This is a genomic window from Halorubrum marinum, assembly GCF_048381195.1.
Classification (GTDB): Archaea; Halobacteriota; Halobacteria; order Halobacteriales; family Haloferacaceae; genus Halorubrum.
In genome coordinates this window covers 259,052-274,762 of record NZ_JBLWMM010000004.1, presented here as the reverse complement: position 1 = coordinate 274,762, position 15,711 = coordinate 259,052, and the positions used below count along the sequence as shown (strand labels likewise).

General features: G+C 68.0%; 15 protein-coding genes. 5 read left to right on the top strand and 10 right to left on the bottom strand.

Annotated features, from left to right (window positions below):
• Window positions 1–50: 50 nt before the first annotated feature.
• Entirely contained in the window at window positions 51–2,033 is a 1,983-nt protein-coding gene (gene menD, locus ACNSN4_RS07795) for a 2-succinyl-5-enolpyruvyl-6-hydroxy-3-cyclohexene-1-carboxylic-acid synthase (RefSeq protein ID WP_418285234.1), read from the top strand.
• Window positions 2,034–2,127: 94 nt separating this feature from the next.
• Here menD and ACNSN4_RS07790 read toward each other — a convergent pair whose 3' ends face one another.
• Window positions 2,128–2,508, bottom strand: a complete 381-nt coding sequence (locus tag ACNSN4_RS07790; protein WP_418285233.1) for a BsuPI-related putative proteinase inhibitor — start codon at window positions 2,506–2,508, stop codon at window positions 2,128–2,130.
• 78 nt (window positions 2,509–2,586) lie between these two features.
• Between ACNSN4_RS07790 and ACNSN4_RS07785 the strand changes: the two genes are divergently transcribed.
• Window positions 2,587–3,339: a DUF2797 domain-containing protein gene (locus ACNSN4_RS07785; RefSeq protein WP_418285232.1), complete on the top strand. Its 753-nt coding sequence runs from the start codon at window positions 2,587–2,589 to the stop codon at window positions 3,337–3,339.
• Between the two features lie 135 nt (window positions 3,340–3,474).
• Window positions 3,475–4,122 carry a trimeric intracellular cation channel family protein gene (locus ACNSN4_RS07780; protein WP_418285393.1) on the top strand — a complete coding sequence of 216 codons (648 nt, stop codon included), beginning with the start codon at window positions 3,475–3,477 and terminating at the stop codon, window positions 4,120–4,122.
• 22 nt (window positions 4,123–4,144) lie between these two features.
• Here the strand turns inward: ACNSN4_RS07780 and ACNSN4_RS07775 are convergent, their stop codons facing one another.
• The 7 genes from ACNSN4_RS07775 to ACNSN4_RS07745 form a co-directional block, all read right to left on the bottom strand.
• Window positions 4,145–5,218 carry an ABC transporter permease gene (locus tag ACNSN4_RS07775; RefSeq protein WP_418285231.1) on the bottom strand — a complete coding sequence of 358 codons (1,074 nt, stop codon included), beginning with the start codon at window positions 5,216–5,218 and terminating at the stop codon, window positions 4,145–4,147.
• A complete protein-coding gene (locus tag ACNSN4_RS07770; protein WP_418285229.1) occupies window positions 5,211–7,265 on the bottom strand; it encodes an ABC transporter permease in 2,055 nt (684 codons plus the stop codon). The genes ACNSN4_RS07775 and ACNSN4_RS07770 overlap by 8 nt, the downstream gene beginning before the upstream one ends.
• On the bottom strand, window positions 7,262–8,281 hold the full coding sequence (locus tag ACNSN4_RS07765) for an ABC transporter ATP-binding protein (protein ID WP_418285228.1): 1,020 nt from the start codon (window positions 8,279–8,281) through the stop codon (window positions 7,262–7,264). Before ACNSN4_RS07765 ends, ACNSN4_RS07770 begins: the two co-directional genes overlap by 4 nt.
• 114 nt (window positions 8,282–8,395) lie before the next feature.
• The gene (locus ACNSN4_RS07760) at window positions 8,396–9,460 is read right to left on the bottom strand and encodes a succinylglutamate desuccinylase/aspartoacylase family protein (protein WP_418285227.1); all 1,065 of its coding nucleotides are present in this window, start codon (window positions 9,458–9,460) and stop codon (window positions 8,396–8,398) included.
• A gap of 51 nt (window positions 9,461–9,511) precedes the next feature.
• Window positions 9,512–10,972, bottom strand: a complete 1,461-nt coding sequence (locus ACNSN4_RS07755) for an ethanolamine ammonia-lyase reactivating factor EutA (protein ID WP_418285226.1) — start codon at window positions 10,970–10,972, stop codon at window positions 9,512–9,514.
• Between the two features lie 30 nt (window positions 10,973–11,002).
• The gene (gene eutC, locus ACNSN4_RS07750) at window positions 11,003–11,752 is read right to left on the bottom strand and encodes an ethanolamine ammonia-lyase subunit EutC (RefSeq protein WP_418285225.1); all 750 of its coding nucleotides are present in this window, start codon (window positions 11,750–11,752) and stop codon (window positions 11,003–11,005) included.
• Window positions 11,742–13,121, bottom strand: coding sequence for an ethanolamine ammonia-lyase subunit EutB (locus ACNSN4_RS07745; RefSeq protein ID WP_418285224.1), 1,380 nt, complete (start codon window positions 13,119–13,121; stop codon window positions 11,742–11,744). The genes eutC and ACNSN4_RS07745 overlap by 11 nt, the downstream gene beginning before the upstream one ends.
• A gap of 304 nt (window positions 13,122–13,425) precedes the next feature.
• On the opposite strand from ACNSN4_RS07745, the gene ACNSN4_RS07740 reads away from it, so the two are divergent.
• Window positions 13,426–14,292 carry a hypothetical protein gene (locus tag ACNSN4_RS07740; protein ID WP_418285223.1) on the top strand — a complete coding sequence of 289 codons (867 nt, stop codon included), beginning with the start codon at window positions 13,426–13,428 and terminating at the stop codon, window positions 14,290–14,292.
• Window positions 14,293–14,425: 133 nt separating this feature from the next.
• On the opposite strand, the gene ACNSN4_RS16555 is transcribed toward ACNSN4_RS07740, so the two are convergent.
• Entirely contained in the window at window positions 14,426–14,542 is a 117-nt protein-coding gene (locus ACNSN4_RS16555) for a DUF7989 family protein (RefSeq protein WP_496923288.1), read from the bottom strand.
• Window positions 14,543–14,666: 124 nt separating this feature from the next.
• Between ACNSN4_RS16555 and ACNSN4_RS07735 the strand changes: the two genes are divergently transcribed.
• On the top strand, window positions 14,667–15,143 hold the full coding sequence (locus ACNSN4_RS07735; protein WP_418285392.1) for an SRPBCC family protein: 477 nt from the start codon (window positions 14,667–14,669) through the stop codon (window positions 15,141–15,143).
• 43 nt (window positions 15,144–15,186) lie between these two features.
• On the opposite strand, the gene ACNSN4_RS07730 is transcribed toward ACNSN4_RS07735, so the two are convergent.
• The gene (locus ACNSN4_RS07730; RefSeq protein ID WP_418285222.1) at window positions 15,187–15,669 is read right to left on the bottom strand and encodes a VOC family protein; all 483 of its coding nucleotides are present in this window, start codon (window positions 15,667–15,669) and stop codon (window positions 15,187–15,189) included.
• Window positions 15,670–15,711 lie beyond the last annotated feature (42 nt).

Here is a 15,711-nt window from a genome sequence, read left to right as displayed (position 1 = left end):
CCGCCCCCGACCCGCGGGAGTATTTAAATATCGGCTCCCAAGCGGTGGCAATGACCGCGCCGAACCGGAACACGCTGTGGGCGACCGCTCTCGTCGACGAACTCGTCGCCGCGGGCGTCGACGCCGTCGTCGTCTCGCCGGGCAGCCGTTCGACCGCGTTGACGGTCGCCGCCGCCCGCCACGAGGACCTGCACGTGTTCTCCCAGTTGGACGAGCGGTCCGCCGCCTACTTCGCGCTCGGACGCGCCCGGCGGACCGGCGAGGTGACGCCGCTGATCTGCACCTCCGGCACCGCCGCCGCGAACTATCACCCAGCGGTGATGGAGGCGAGCAACGCGCGCGTCCCGCTGCTCGCGCTCACCGCCGACCGCCCGCCGGAGCTGCGAGACTCGGGCGCGAACCAGACCGCGGACCAGGAGAAGCTGTACGGCGACGCCGTCCGGTTTTATAAAGACCTCCCCGAACCGGCCGCGGACGACCGGGCGCTCCGCTCGCTCCGGACGACCGTCGCCCGCGCCGTCGCGACCGCCGAAGGAGCCGACCCCGGACCCGTTCACCTCAACGTTCCGTTCAAAAAGCCGCTTGAGCCGACGCGGGTCTCGGGCGACGTGCCTGCCGACCTCGATCCGATCGCCGAGACGGGACGAAACGGCCCGTACGTGGACGTGACGCCGGGGTCGCCGGAACCGGGAGACGACGAGCTCCGGCTGCTCGCGAACGAGCTATCGAGCGCCGAACGCGGACTGATCGTCGCCGGGCCCGCAGATCCGCCCGGGCTCGACCCCGAGGCGGTCACGGCGCTGTCACACGCGACCGGATTCCCCGTCCTCGCCGACCCGCTCTCGGGCCTCCGCTACGGTGGCCATACCCGAGTTGCGCCCGTTATCGGTGCGTACGACGCGTACCTCTCCGCGGCCGTTGCGGGGGACTCCGCAGAGCCGACGGCCGACTGGGACGACCCCGACGTCGTCCTCCGACTCGGCGCGTCGCCGACCTCGAAGAACCTCCGCACGTACCTCGCCGGTACGGGTGCCGACCAGTATCAGGTCGATCCGGCGGGTCGGTGGCGCGAGGCGGAGTTCGCCGCGACCGACCTCGTCGTCGCCGAGCCGAGCCGTCTCTGCGCACGCCTCTCCCGACTTGTCGCCGGCGGCGGCAACCCGGAGTGGCGCGCGCAGTGGGAGAACGCGGACCGAGCCGCCAGAGCGCTTCACCGTCGGGAGACCGCCGACGAAGAGGGGGAACTCCCCGACGACGCGCTCGGTCCCGACGCCGTCCCGCTCCACGAGGGCGACGCCGTCCCGTTCCACGAGGGCGACGCCCTCCGCGTCGTCGCCGACGCGCTCCCGGACCCGGCGACGCTGTTCGTCTCCAACTCGATGCCGGTCCGAGACCTCGATCGGTTCGTCGGCCCCTCGACGACGAGCGTCACCGCCCTCGGCAACCGCGGCGTCTCCGGCATCGACGGAATCGTCTCCAGCGCGCTGGGGGCCGGTGCCGCGACGACCGACGACCTCACCCTCGTCGTCGGCGATCTGGCCTTGTACCACGACACCAACGGGCTCCTCGCGATCGATCGCTGCGACGTGGACGTCACTATCGTCCTCATCAACAACGACGGCGGCGGGATCTTCCACGCGCTCCCGATCGAGTCGTTCGATCCCCCGTTTACCGGGTCGTTCAAGACGCCGCACGGGCTCGCGTTCGAGCCGCTGGCCGACCTTCACGGGCTGGCGTACGCTCGTATCGATGCGCGGCCTGCCAACGTGCGATCGACCGACGATGGCGACAGAAGCGACAGAGAGAACGGGGACGATGGCGAGACGGCATCGCCCGAATCGATCGCATCGTCGCTCCGAGAGGCCTGCGCTCGCGCCCGCGAGGCCGACGGGTCACACCTGATCGAGGTGCGGACCGACGGCGAGTCGAGCCACCGGACGCGTGAGCGACTCGAACGAGCGGTCACGCAGGCCGTACACGGCGCCAACGCGGACGGAGATGACACCGAACGAGTCGGCGCCGACGATCGGTGAAGCCCGCGTGGCTCACGCCCAACCGCTGACCGAGCGGTAGCTGCCGGTTCTCAACAGAAGTGAGCAGGTGACCGACGTCGCGATCGACCGACGGTCAGATCGTCACGGTCGCGGTCGCCGTCGGCCCGGCGTCGTCCGCGGTCAGCGTCCCGACGATCCGGTAGGTCCCGGCGGGCGGGTCGCTCCAACGGCCCTCGTAGGTCGCCGAATCCCCGGGTTTGAGGGTTTCCGTGCCGAGCGCCTGTGTGAACATCCGACCGGCGCCGTGACGCCAGATCGGGTCGATGTCGACGGGGTCGAACTCCTCGCAAGCGTCTGCGTCCGGATCTGCGTCCGAGATCGCGTACGCCGCGAACTCGGCCCGCTGTCCGGTCCGAAACCGAAGCGTAATCGGGTCATCGCCCGCGTTCGTCACCGTGAGCGCGAGGTCGACGCCGCCGTCTCTCCCGGTGACTGCGAGCTCGGTGTCGAGCATGCGTCACCATCGCACGCGATTCGTCTTAAAAGGGCTGCCAGCGACGCGCATAAGTCCCGGCTCCGCGTACGAACGAGCGTGCAGGTCGTCGGCTACGAGACGGGGGAGGGGTTGTACGTCGCGAGCGGTGGCGCGGTCGAGTTCGTCGAGGCGACCGCCGGTACGGAGCTGACGTACGGCCTCGGCGACCGCCGCTGTGCGGGGACCGTCCACGACGGCGATCACATCGCCTGCGACGCACCGGAGTCGCCGTACTGCGACGCCCACGGCGGCGTCTGGGTGTGCGCGCGCTGTACGGGGACGTGTTTAAAAGACGAGATGGACTGTCACGAGGAGCACGCGCTGTACCTCGCCGCGTTCGCGCCCGACGTGTTGAAGGTGGGCGTCACCCGGCTCTGGCGGCTGGAGACGCGGCTCCGCGAGCAGGGTGCGGACCGAGCGGCGCACGTCCGCACGCTCCCCGACGGACGGATCGCCCGGGAGGTCGAGTCGGAACTGGCCAGCCGAGACGGGCTCGTCGACCGGGTTCGCGTCCCGACGAAGCTCGACGGCTTCGGACGCGACGTCGACGAGGGCGCGTGGGAAGCGCTTCTCGACCGGTTCGACCCGATCGAGACGTTTTCGTTCGACGACGGGCTCGACCTCGCTGACCGTCCCGTCGCGGAGACGCTCGCGGCCGGAACGGTTCGCGGGTGGAAGGGCCGCGTCCTCGTACTCGACCGCGGCGGCTCGACCTACGCGGTCGACGCCCGCGACCTCGTCGGGTTCGAGCTGACGGAGGAGGTGCCGGACCGCGAACTGCAGTCGAGTCTGGGCGCGTTCGGGACGTGATCCGGGAGCGTTCGGGACGGAGGTTTTCGCGCGTTCGAGACGTGAGAGCCGGAGGGCTCAAGAGGGGTATCGCCCAACCGTGAAACCGTGACGCAGGACCTCGTCGAGGTGTTAGTCGGCGACCCGTTCGCCGTGATGAACACGGTCGGGCTCGTCGCGTTCGCGCTCGTGGGGGCGACGAAGGCGATCCGCGAGGAGTTCGACCTCTTCGGCGTCGCCGTCGTGGGATTGGCGATGGCGTTCGCCGGCGGCGTGACCCGTGACCTCTTGGTGAATCGCGTTCCGCTCGCGCTCGTCTCCCCCGTCGAGATCGCGCTCGGACTGATCGGCGTCGGCCTCGCCGTCGCGCTGCGCGTCGTGCTCGCGTCGCCGGACACGCACCCGGTCACGCTCGTCGCCGACGCCGTCGGCCTCGCCGCGTTCGCCACGGCCGGCGCGATCGTCGCGACGGAGGCGGGGGTGTCGGCGTTCGGCGTGGTCGCCGTCGCGACGATCAACGCCGCCGGGGGCGGCGCGTTCGCCGACATCCTGCTCGACCGAGCGCCGTTCATCCTCTTCGACGACTTCTACGCGAGCTGCGCGGTGCTGGGCGGCAGCGCCTACTGGCTGGCCGGACTCCTCGGCGCGACTGCCGGTGTCGCAGCCGCAGTCTGTGCCGCCGTGACCGTCGGGACGCGACTCGTGGCGGTCGCGCGCGGCTGGAGCGTCCCGAGCGCCCAGCAGCTCGACGGAGCCGGTGGGCGACTTCGAGCGCGGCTCGACGACCGATTCCGCGAGCGATGAGCGCCGACCGCGAACGCGAGGATTACCCGTCGAATCCGCTCGCGGCGACCAACCGCCGGACGCCGAGGTACCCGGCTGCGGCGATGCCGACGTAGGCGACGATCAGGGCGGTCGTCGTCGCGTCGGCGCTGTCGATCGCGAGCCGCGCCACCGCGTTCGTCGGACCGCCGGCCACGGCCGTGGCCCCGCCGAAGAAGACGAGCACACCAATGGAATAGAGGAACTGCGCGGCCCGCCGGTCCGGGGCGAGCGCCGCGATGGCGACTCCGAGCGCGACGACGAGCGTCGTCAACGCGGTCATCAACGCGAGGATCGAGGGGACGTTCGCGACCGGGGTGCCGTTGGCGTGGAGCAATAACAGCCACAGAAGCGCCTGTCCCGGGGCGATCGCGATCGCCGCCAGCGCCTTGCCGTCGACGATCTCCCCGAGCGTGACGGGCGCGACTCTGAGCAGTTCGAGGGTTCCCCGGTCGATCTCCTCGGTGATCGAGTCGACGACGAGCGACCCGGAGATGAATACGGGTAAAAAGACCAACACCGGGATCAACACGGTGTACGTGAACGTGAAGTAGGGGCTGGATCCGGTCTGCTCCGGCAGCGGGAGCGGCGACTCGCTCAGGAACGCGACCCGATCCGCGCGCTCGTTCAGCTCGTACGTCCGCAACAGCTCGCGGAGCTGCACGACGATCACCGTCGTCTCGACGGCCGCGTCGGGCGCAGTTGCCACTACCGACACCCCGCCCCCGCCCTCTCGGCTGGCGACCACCGCCGCGTCGGCCGCGTTCCGCTCGAACGCGAGCCGGGCGGCACCGGCGTCCGCGTACCGCGTTACCGAGACCCCGGCGACCTCGTCGGCCGCTCGCTCCAAGTCCGCCACGGCGTCGCCCGCCGCCGCCACCTCGATCTCCGCGCCGTCGAGCGCGCCCGGGTCGTACATGGAGACCAGCCCGACGACGAGGAACGACGAAAACGCCGCGATGAACAGCTGAATCCCGATCGCGAGCAGGATCGTCTTCTCAGCCCGGAGCCCGGCGAGCTCCCGCCCGGCGATCGTCAGCCGGCTGCCGCCGGTTCGCGACCAGATCCCGTCATCCATGGACGCTCACCACCCCGAAGTTGTACGCGGCGTGGATCAGCGTCGCCAGCGCCAGCGTGAGTGCGTACTGCGCCCGGCTCCGGCTCGCTCCCACTGCTGCGACGGTCGTCGCGAACCCGTGAAGCAGGAGCGGGGCGAATAGCAGTGCAACGAGGACGGGCGTCGAAAGGCCCCCCACGCCAGCGACGCCGCCGAACGCGGCCCGTCCGACGTACAGGTCGGTGAGGCCGATCGCCTGGACGACCGCGGTGGCCTTCTCGGCGATGAAGAATCCCGCGCCGGAGGCGAGTCCGACGGCGACGGCGACTCGGTCGGTCCGAGCGAAGCGACCGCGCTCGAAGCCGGCGTAGAGGTGAACGCTCTTCGCTAGCTCCTCGATACAGGCGATCGTCACGAGCAACACCGGAATCGAAACCGTCACCGGGAGCGCGAACAGCAGGGCGACGGCGAGTAGCTCGGCGACGAACACGAAGGGGATCGTGCAGGCGGTGAGGACCCCGACCGTCGCGAGCGGTCGGAGTCGGTCGCGGACGGAGGGGTTCGACTTGCGTTCCGGACCGGTTTTCGCTGTCTCCCCGACATTCCCACCGGTAACGCCAGCGGCACCGGTAATACCAACTGGCGACAGCCGAACCGCCAGCGCGTCGAGGAACTTCCGCGTCACGGGCTTTTGGGTAAACATGTCCTCTTCGCGGTAGACGCCCAAGCCGAGGCCGAACAGCAGCAGCGCGCCGAGCGCCATCGGCGTCGTCGAGAACAGCGCCTCGCTCACCGAGACGGCCTCGCCCTGGAGGTCGAAGACGACGAGCGTCAGCGGCGACACGAGCGCCACCGGAGTGACGTTCGTGAAGACGGCGGGGACGAACGCGTACGTCGTGAGCAGGACGCTCACGCCGACCGTGACGAAGGTGAGCTCCTTGAACGACCGCGCGAACATCGCCCCGACGAACGTCGCCGCGAGGAAGGTCGCGGCGATCGGGAGGACGGCGAACACCGAGAGCGCGCCACCCCCGACCGCGACCGCGATGAGCGACGTGACGGCCAGCGCGGCGACGAGGTACGGCAGCGTCTTTCCGGCGACGATCTCGGCGGGCGACAGCGGCGTGACGAGCAGGGGCTCACCCCGGCGGTTCGTGCGCTCGTCGAGCACCGAGGAGCCGTACGCCTGGATCAGGAAATTCATCGGCACGAGAAAGGCGAACGCCAGGAGGAGCGAGGCGAACGGGAACGGCGGCGTGATCGCTCCCGGCGACCCGACCGTGTCGGCACCGAACACGCCGCCACCGATCGAGGGGACCGCGAGACCGTGATCGCCATCTGTGGCTTCGTCGCCGTCGGACGCTGTCGCACTCTCGCGCTCACCGTCCTCGGCCCCGTCTCCGTCCGTTCCGGCTCCGTTCCCGTCCGTCCCGTCTCCGTTCCCGTCCGTCCCGTCTCCGTTCCCGTCCGTCCCGCTACCGTCTATCGCCTCGCCGCCGTCAGTTCCGCCGCTGGTCGAGGAGCCGTCGTCCCCGCCCAGCGTCGCCCCGCTACCGAGGCCGCTCGTCCGGCTCGCGTACTGCAGGGTGACCGTGACCGGGAACGCCGCGGTCGCGTTCTCCTCGGCGGCCATCAGCCGCTCGTTGTGCGCCTCGACGGCCTCGCGGAACGCCGCCGCCGCGGCCGCCCCTTTTTGAGTGTCGCTGGCGACCACGACGACCGCGTCGCCGACGGTCTCTCCGTCGATCGTCCCCGTCTCGACACCGCGGTCGAGGACCAGAACGTCCGCGCTCTCACCGAGCGACGCCCCGTCTCGGGAGACGGCCGTGAGCGAGGGGTCGGCGCCGACCGCGTCCGCGTACGGCGAATCGGCGTCGACGCCCACGCGGTACACGTCCCGATCGACGTCGAGCCCGACGGCCCCGACCGCGAGCCCTCCGCCGAGGACGCCACCGGCGACGAGCAGCAGCGCCAGCGCGGCGGCGAGGGTCCGTCGGTCGACGCCCCCGCCCGCCCGGGCCGTCTCCCAGCGGGCGACCCGAAGGACCCGGCGAAGCCGACCTCTCACTCGGTCCCCTCCGTCGATACCGGTGGCGTCGCGTCGCTCGGTGCACGCTCGTCACCGGCTTCGCTACTCTCGTCTCGCTCACCGTCGCCCGTGTACCGCCCCGGCATCGGTCGTCCGACGATGTCGAGGAACACGTCCTCGAGGCTCGGCTCGTGGGTCCGGATGTCGACGACCTCGCCGCCACCCTCCTCGGCCGCCTCTCGAACCGCCTCGACGGCCGCCATGTCCGGAACCACGGTCCGGTAGCGATCGCCGACCTCCTCTGTCACGGCGCTCGCGTCGCCCTCGCGCAGGGCCACGAGTCGGTCCGTCGCCGTCGGTTCCACGTCGGTGAACACGTGGTAGCTCGCTTCGCCGTGTCGCTCGCGGATCCCGTCGACGCTCCCGCGGGCGACGATCCGCCCCTCGTTCATCACCACGACGCGGTCACAGACCGACTCGACGTGATACAGGTTGTGCGCGGAGAAGACGACGGTCTTGCCGGTCGCGCGCAGCTCGCGGGTGAACTCCAGCACCGAGTTCGTCGTCACGGGGTCGAGTCCGGACGCGGGCTCGTCGTACACCAGCACGTCCGGGTCGTTGACGAGCGACCGGGCGATCGCGACCTTGCGTTTCATCCCCTTCGACATGTCGCCGAGGCGTCGCTTCCGGTGGTCGAGCGCGAGCCGGTCGAGCGCGGCCTCGATGCGCTCGTCGGCGACGTCGCCCGGCACGTCGTACAGGTCCGCGAAGAACCGGAGGTACGACCGCGGCGTCATCTCCTCGTACAGCGGGGACTCCTCGGGGAGAAAGCCGAGTCGCCGCCGCATCTCCGGGTCGTCGGAGGCGAACCCGGCGACCGAAACCTCGCCCGCCGTCGGGTCGACGAGCCCGGCGAGCACCTTCAGGGTCGTCGTCTTGCCGGCGCCGTTCGGGCCGACGATCCCGAACACCTCTCCCTCTTCGACGGTGAAGGTGCTGTCGACGACGGCCGCGAAGTCGCCGTACGTCTTCCGGAGCCCCGTCACCTCGATCATGGCTCTCGGTCGCCCTCGGGTTCGGTTAAATCCACCCCCGCGGCTATCACCCGCGAGAACGGGGCTCGGCGGATCGGTTCGAAATCGGATTCTCGTCCTGCGGACCCGAACCGATCAGTCGTCCGCCCACGCGTCGCCGTGCGCGCGGTAGCCGTCGAACTCGCCGATGTCGATCTCGCGCTCGATCTCGTCGCGGGTCTCCGCGTCGAGCCGGACGATGTGACACAGGGGATGCCCCGGCGCCGCCACTGGGTTCTCAAGCGACCCGAGTATCAGCCCGTCGAACGGCGCCTCGACGGCGTGTTCCTCCGTTTTGAAGTGGTTCGTGATCGTACAGATCGTCTCTCCCTCGTAGACGAGGGGATACGGTCCCCACTCCATCTCGACGAGTCCGCCGGTGTCGGCCCGGAGCCAGCGCTTCGTGCTGTCCGCCGCCGTCGACAGGTACCAGCCGGGCCAGTGAACCGGTTTCTCGGGGAGGAGTCCGTACTCGGCGAGGACGCTCTCGACCCCCTCCAGCGCCTTCTCGACGAGCACCGGTTGGAACCGGTGGGCGCGACCCATCTCGACGGTGACCGTCGGGATCCCGTCCGCGGTGGCGGTCGAGCGAAGCGACCCGGTGTCTCCCGCGCCGTACAGCACGACGTTCGTCGCGAACGCCCGCGCGAGCCGACGGACGTCCGGGTCGTCGAGGTCGGCGCGGGCGTGATATATCGTCGTTCGGTTCCGCGTCGACGTGTGGAAGTCGAGTCCGATGTCGCACTGCGAGACGAACCGTTGGTAGATGCGGTTCGCCATCCGTTCCGTGGTGTTCGACCGCTCTCTCCCCGGGAACGACCGATTCATGTCCTGGTCGTATATCGGCGTGTCGCGGCGCTGCGCCTCGTACGCCGGGACGTTGCACACGTGCAGACAGACGATAGTCCCGTGGAGTTCGGCGGGCGAGTACCGCGCGGCGACCTCTTGAACGACCTTTACGCCGTTCAGTTCGTCGCCGTGGATTCCGGCGGAACAGAAGAGTGTCGGTCCGCCGTGCTCGCCGTTGATCACCGTCACCGGCATCTGGATCGGGTCGCCGAGGTACGTCTCGCCGACCTCGTACCGGATGTGTCGCTTCTCGCCCGGATCGACCTCCGTGTCGAATCGGAATGGCTTCGCTTCGGGCCGTACGTCGTGCATACGAGGTCCTCACGACACGGGTACAAAACCGCTCTGACGATGGTGAATTACTCACGATCCGAACACGAGCGTTTTGACTACCGCCGGAACCGTCTCGCCGTGCGCAATCGGCTTTCCGATGTCGAGGTATTCGCCCGTTCCGACAGCGAGCTCATCGATCACTACGAGTGGCCTGTCCGAACAGTTCGCCCTCAGCAATTGCCCGAGTGCCTTCGCACAGTTCTGGTGAGTGACGACGGTAATCGGAACCGATTGAGGGTAGCCGTTCTCGAGGGCCGCTACAAAAGACGACGCAACCGCCCGAAGCCGGTCGTACGAGAGGCCGCCAGTGTCGTCGATCCCGATCGCGACGCCGCCGATATCCCGAACGTCATACCGCTGAGTCGCCTGTTCGAGAACCGTCGAAAACGTCGCTGTGAGTGCGGCGTTATCGATGTCGGCCAGTGAGCCGGCTGAGATCACCGGAAGATTACGCAGCGGCAACAGATCGGGGTCGATACAGACGGTACGGCCGCTGAGCCGGGTCGTGTGCGTTCCCGCACCGATGACGGTCGCACGCAGATCCTCCGACGGCCGCGTCACCGACAACTGTGAGTCGACGGCCGCCTCCGTTAGCGCCTCGGCGAGCAGCGGCCCGAGGTCGCCGTAGGCGAACGGGTCGGTACCGACTGGCGAATCGATGTGCTCGCCGACCAGTCGGCCGACACCGCCAGTAAAGACGACCGCGTCGAGTGCCCGGGGTTCGTCCGGTAGCGACCCGATCGACAGCTCCAGCGTGAGCCGGTCGTACGGCGGTCCGAGAAGCGAGTCGATCACGAGGGCAGCCATCGCAGACGCGAGCGCGGACAGTTTGTCCGGATCGACGGGCTCACCGAGTGAAAGGTCGAGGCCGTTCGCCTCGCTGATCGCGCGAGCCGGAGCGGCCAGTTTCGTGATCGTCCCGTCGTCAACGCCGACCAGCCGCCCACCGACGTCGAGACACCGGGTTTCGACGGTGCCGTCGGCGTCGAAAATCGCGGTGTTGGTCGTGCCGCCGCCGACGTCGACGTTGGCGACGGTCGTTTGCGACTCGGTCGCGTGAGCGGCCGAACCGGAACCCCGTCCGGCCAAGACTGCCTCGAGTGCCGCGCCGGCGGTGGCGACGACGAAGCTCCCGCTCTCGTCGGCGAGTCGGTGTGCCAGCGGCTCGGCGTTCGCGGTGCGGGCCGTCTCACCGGTGACGATGACCGCTCCCGTATCAATTTCCGCGGGAGTAACGCCGGCGGCATCGAGGTCGGCAGCGATGAGTCCGGCGACCGCCTCGGTGTCGACGGTCTCGGGGTCGATCAGCGGCGTCTCGTGAACCGGGCCGCGAAAGCGAACCGTCCGGTCGCCGATAGCGAGTTTCTCGGTCCCCGAAACGCCGGCGGATTCGACCGCCAGCTCGCTGACGACGAGGTGAGTCGTCGTCGTCCCGACGTCGATCCCGACGCTCGTCAGTGTCGACGTCGAATCCGCGGGTGACTCAGACACGGTTGATACCCCACTTCGGTGTCGGCACGATCATCCCTTCGCGAACTCGCGGTCCGCAGCCGTGAGGTCGAGGCCGCTGGCCTGCTTGTCGCACATCTCGTCGATGAGGTCGACGATTTCGGCTCCGGCTTCGACCGGCGGCAGTCCACCGGCGTGTATATTGGAGATAACCGTCTTCTTGGCCGTCGGCGTCCCGCGTTCGGGGCCGTAGACCATGTACGCGCTCAGGCTTTCGGCGGTCGCCAGTCCGGGGCGCTCGCCGATCAAGATAAGACAGCACTCGGCGTCGAGCTCCTCGCCGATCGCGTCCATCACGTCGACCCGACCGTAGGTGACGAAGATCGGCGTTCCAACGTCGAGCCCGCGCCGGTCGAGTCCGTCAGTGAGAATCGGCAGGAGATCGGGTATGTTGCGCTCGATAGCCGTCGAGCTCAGCCCGTCCGCGACGATCAGCTGTACCTGAGGTGCTCGCTGACACGCGTCGCGAAGCAGGTCGGCGGTCTCTTCGGAAATCTCTCGGCCCTTATCGGGGCGGGCGAGGTAGTCGTCTTTGTCCTCGACGAGCGTCCGGACCGAAAAGAGCCCCATCGTCTCGACGAGTTCGTCGCTGACGTGGCTGTGGACCGCGTCGCGAGCGACGCTGTGATCCGAGCGGAACTCGAGAAGCGTCGACGTTCGCGGCCGCGAGCCCGCCCGACCAACGCCGAGCCGAGAGGGGTTGCGGTCGGCGATGCGGTCGAGAAGCGCGTCGCGGTCGTCCGATGAGTTGTTAGCCGTCATCGGGTGGTCCCTCGGTGAATATCGTCGGATCGCCCGCCTTCTCCGTGAGCCTGCCCTCGCGCATGATACCCATCTCCTCGAGCCACCCCTCGAAGGCGGCCGCCGGTCGGAGGTCGTGTAACTCCCACAGCGAGGCGGCGTCGTGGTAGCTGTTGGACTGGTAGTTGAGCATCACGTCGTCGCCCATCGGAACGGTAATGAAGTAGTTCGAGGCCTTCGAGAGCAACATCGCCAGCTGTTCGATGTCGTTCTGGTCGGCCTGAATGTGGTTGGTGTAGCAGGCGTCGATGCCCATCGAAATACCGTGAAGCTTCCCCATGAAGACGTCCTCGAGGCCGGCGCGAATCACCTGCTTGCCGTCGTACAGGTACTCGGGCCCGATGAAGCCGACGACAGTGTTGACGATGAACGGATCGTACCGCTTGGCGAGGCCGTAACAACGCGCTTCGAGCGTTACCTGGTCGACTCCGTGGTGGGCGTCACCCGAGAGCTCGGAGCCTTGGCCGGTCTCGAAGTACATGACGTTCGGGCCCGCGGAGCTACACTGCGCTTTCCCGAGCTCGTACGCTTCGTCGAGCGTCGCGACGTCGACGCCGAACTCGTCGTTACCGGCTTCGGTCCCCGCGAGACTCTGAAAGATCAGGTCCGCAGGCGCGCCCTCCCGGACGGCGTCCATCTGAGTCGTCACGTGCGAGAGACAGCAGTTCTGGGTCGGGATGTCGTATTCGTCGATGATTCCGCGGGTCGCCGCTAATATCTCGGTCGTCGTCGCGACGTTGTCGGTCACCGGGTTGACGCCGATAACCGCGTCGCCGACGCCGTAGGCGAGCCCCTCGCGCGTCGAATCGAGGATGTTGTCCACGTCGTCGGCGGGGTCGTTCGGCTGTAAGCGGAACGAGAGCCGGCCGGGCTCGCCGACGGTGTTGTTACAGCGAGCCGTCACGGTGATCTTCGAGGCGACCAGGACCAGGTCCATATCCGACATCAGCTTGGCGACCGCCGCGATCATCTCGCTCGTCAGACCGGGACGGATGGCGCGAATGTCTTCATCGGTCGTGGTGGCGTCGACGAGGAACTCGCGGAACTCACCGACCGTCCAGTCCCGAATTCGCTCGTAGACCGGCTCGCGGACGGCTTCTTGGATCACTCGGGTCACTTCGTCGTCTTCGTAGGGGACAACGGGGTTCTCTCGTAGCGTTTCGAGCGTGAGGTCGCTAAGCGCGTCTTTGGCGGCAACACGCTCGGCGTCCGACCGGGCAGCGACGCCCGCAAGCTCATCGCCGGTCTTGCGCTCGTTGGCTTTTGCGAGTACGTCTGTCACCGAGTCGAACGTTGCGCGGTTCCCCCCGATTGCTGAGGTGATTGCCATGTTTCCTCCCGTCTCGGATTCGTTGTCCACTACCTTCAAGGTTTGTGAGACGTTACCATCGATCGTGCGCTGTCGGGTGTGATACCCCTCTGAATCACTGGAAGCGACGGTCTCCTCGTCGTCAGCGAGCGGGGGAGGGGAGGTCACTGGCCAACACGCAGTTTTCAGCGAACGGCCGTTTCCTGCGGTAGTGTGTCTGAAGAAGTCGATTTCAACACACGCACATAACGGGAGCGGCCCGTCTCGCGGCGTTCCTAACCGACTGCCGACACGCTTACGTCGCTGCTTCGGAAATCGATTCCCAATGAGCGATCGAGGGGACATGTCGGACCGGGGGCCGGCCGTCGACCCCGCGGTCGCAGACGCGACGCGGGAGGAGTTGCGGACGACGTTCGACTACCAGGTCGAACGACTCCGCGAGATCGACACCAAGGCGATAGAGATCCTCAAAGCGAACCTGCTGTTGATCGGGATCGTCGTCACCGGCGGTTCGATTATCGTCCAGACCGACCTCGACATCGGCGTCTTTCTGAACCCGTTCACGGTCGTCGGCGGATTCCTCCTGCTCGCGTCGACCGGGTTGGCCGCAGTCACCTATACCGCGTCGGACCTCCGCGGCGGCCTCGATATCGCCGCGATCGACGATATACTCGCGCAAGAGGCGGCGAGAGGGAAGCACACGGAGGGCCCCGATCGCACAGACGGCACCGCGACCCCTGAGCTAGACGGTGACGGAGCCTCCGCGATCGACTTCGACGAACGACTGCTGCGGAGCTACGCCGAGTGGATCGACTACAACGCCCGCGTCACGGCCGTCAACGATCTGCTCGCGACCGTCACGGTGCTGTTGATCTTCGTCGCGTTCGTCTACGTCATCGCCGGCGTCGTGGTCGGCGCGGCCGGACTGGCCGCACTCTGGATGTGGGGGTCGTTTGCGCTGTTGACGGGTACCGTCGGCGCGTTCACGTGGATCTCCGCGCACATGGATCACCTCGGACCCGAAACGGCTCACCCGGCGGCGTCCTTCGACGGAGTGCAGATATCGAAGGGTGCCGGACGCGGACAGGCGTGGAAGTCGCTTCGCGCGATGCTCGGTCGAAAGCCGCGAAACGCTCCGGCGGACGACGACGGCTCACGGGAGACTGTCGACGAGGGCGGCGAGCGTCAGTGAGACGGGGACGCTGTGACCGTGACGACGGTCCCTCGCGCGCCGCGCTCGATGCCGCGGCTCGATAGTCGATACCCGATTCGGGGTCCGTCGGAACCGAAAAAACGGAAAAACGAGAACTCGTGAGCCGGTCGGCCTACTCCTCTTCTTCTTCTTCGACGTGGCCGCGTCCTCGTTCCCAGACCGCTTTCGCGGAGGTGTCGTTCGGTGCCGTGTGCGAGACGTCTTTCATGGTGTCGCGATCGCTTGCCATCTTGCCTGCGAGTTGCGCCGATCCCCGTATTAACCCTTCGTGGAATGAGATAATGAGACCTGATACCATTTAAGGTATTAATATACGTCTGCTTATTTCGACCGAGACCGTTGGACGAACCGTGATTTGTCGCCCGTTTCGGGAGTCAAAATCGGACACGCGTTGTGAACCTGCGCGTCGAGCCGACGGCGACTCGGCGGCAGCCGTCGCGCGCGAGGGGCTTACCCTCGCGGTCGGTCGCGACGTGTCGGTCCCGCCGGCGGTCGCCGCGGAGGCGCTTCGCGACACGCGGACGTGGCCGGAGTGGGGGCCCGCCATCGATGCGGTCGAGAGCGATGACCGACTCGTCCGCGCCGGCACGTCCGGGCGCGTCCGCGTCGGCGGCGCGTGGCTGCCGTTCCGCGTGACCGGCGCCACCGACCGTCGCTGGGACTGGCGGGTGGCGGGCGTCCCCGCCACCGGGCACCGCGTCGACCGGTACGCCGACGACCCGCACCGCTGTCGAGTCGTCGTCGAGGTGCCCGTCGTCGCGGCCGGGTACGTTCCGGTCTGTCGCCGCGCCCTCGATCGGTTCGCGGCGCTGGTCGAACGCCGTTCGTGACGAGCGGCGAGTTCTCTACCGACTCAGAGGTCGACGCCGACGCTTACGCCTCGTAGCCGCGCTCGAACGGGTCGATCACGTCGCTGCCGGGATCGTCTTCGTCGCAGTCGAACCCCGGCCCCTCCGTCGCCAGTTCGAAAACGAGCCCGTCGGGGTCGCTAAAGTAGATGCTGGTGAAGTAGGTCCGGTCCTTGACCTCCGAGACCCGGACGCCGCGGTCGCGGAGGTGCTCCTGCCACTCGCGGAGCGTCTCCTCGTCTTCCACGCCGAACGCGAAGTGATGGCTCGCTCCCGGGCCGGGTGCACCTTGTGAACCCGGGTACTCGAAGTACGTGACGGTGGTTCCGGGCTCACCCGCGGGCGTCGACGAGAAGTAGTAGTGCGGCGTTCCGGGGTCGTCGTAGTTCTGCGTCCGCTTGACCGTGTACCAACCGAGAACGTCCTCGTAGAATTCGACGGTCTCGTCCATGTCGGTGCAGATGTTCGTCACGTGGTGGAGCCCGGTGGTGGGTGGCGCGTCGGTCATACGCTACTCTCGATTCCCGACCCACAAATGGGTTGTCCGCGT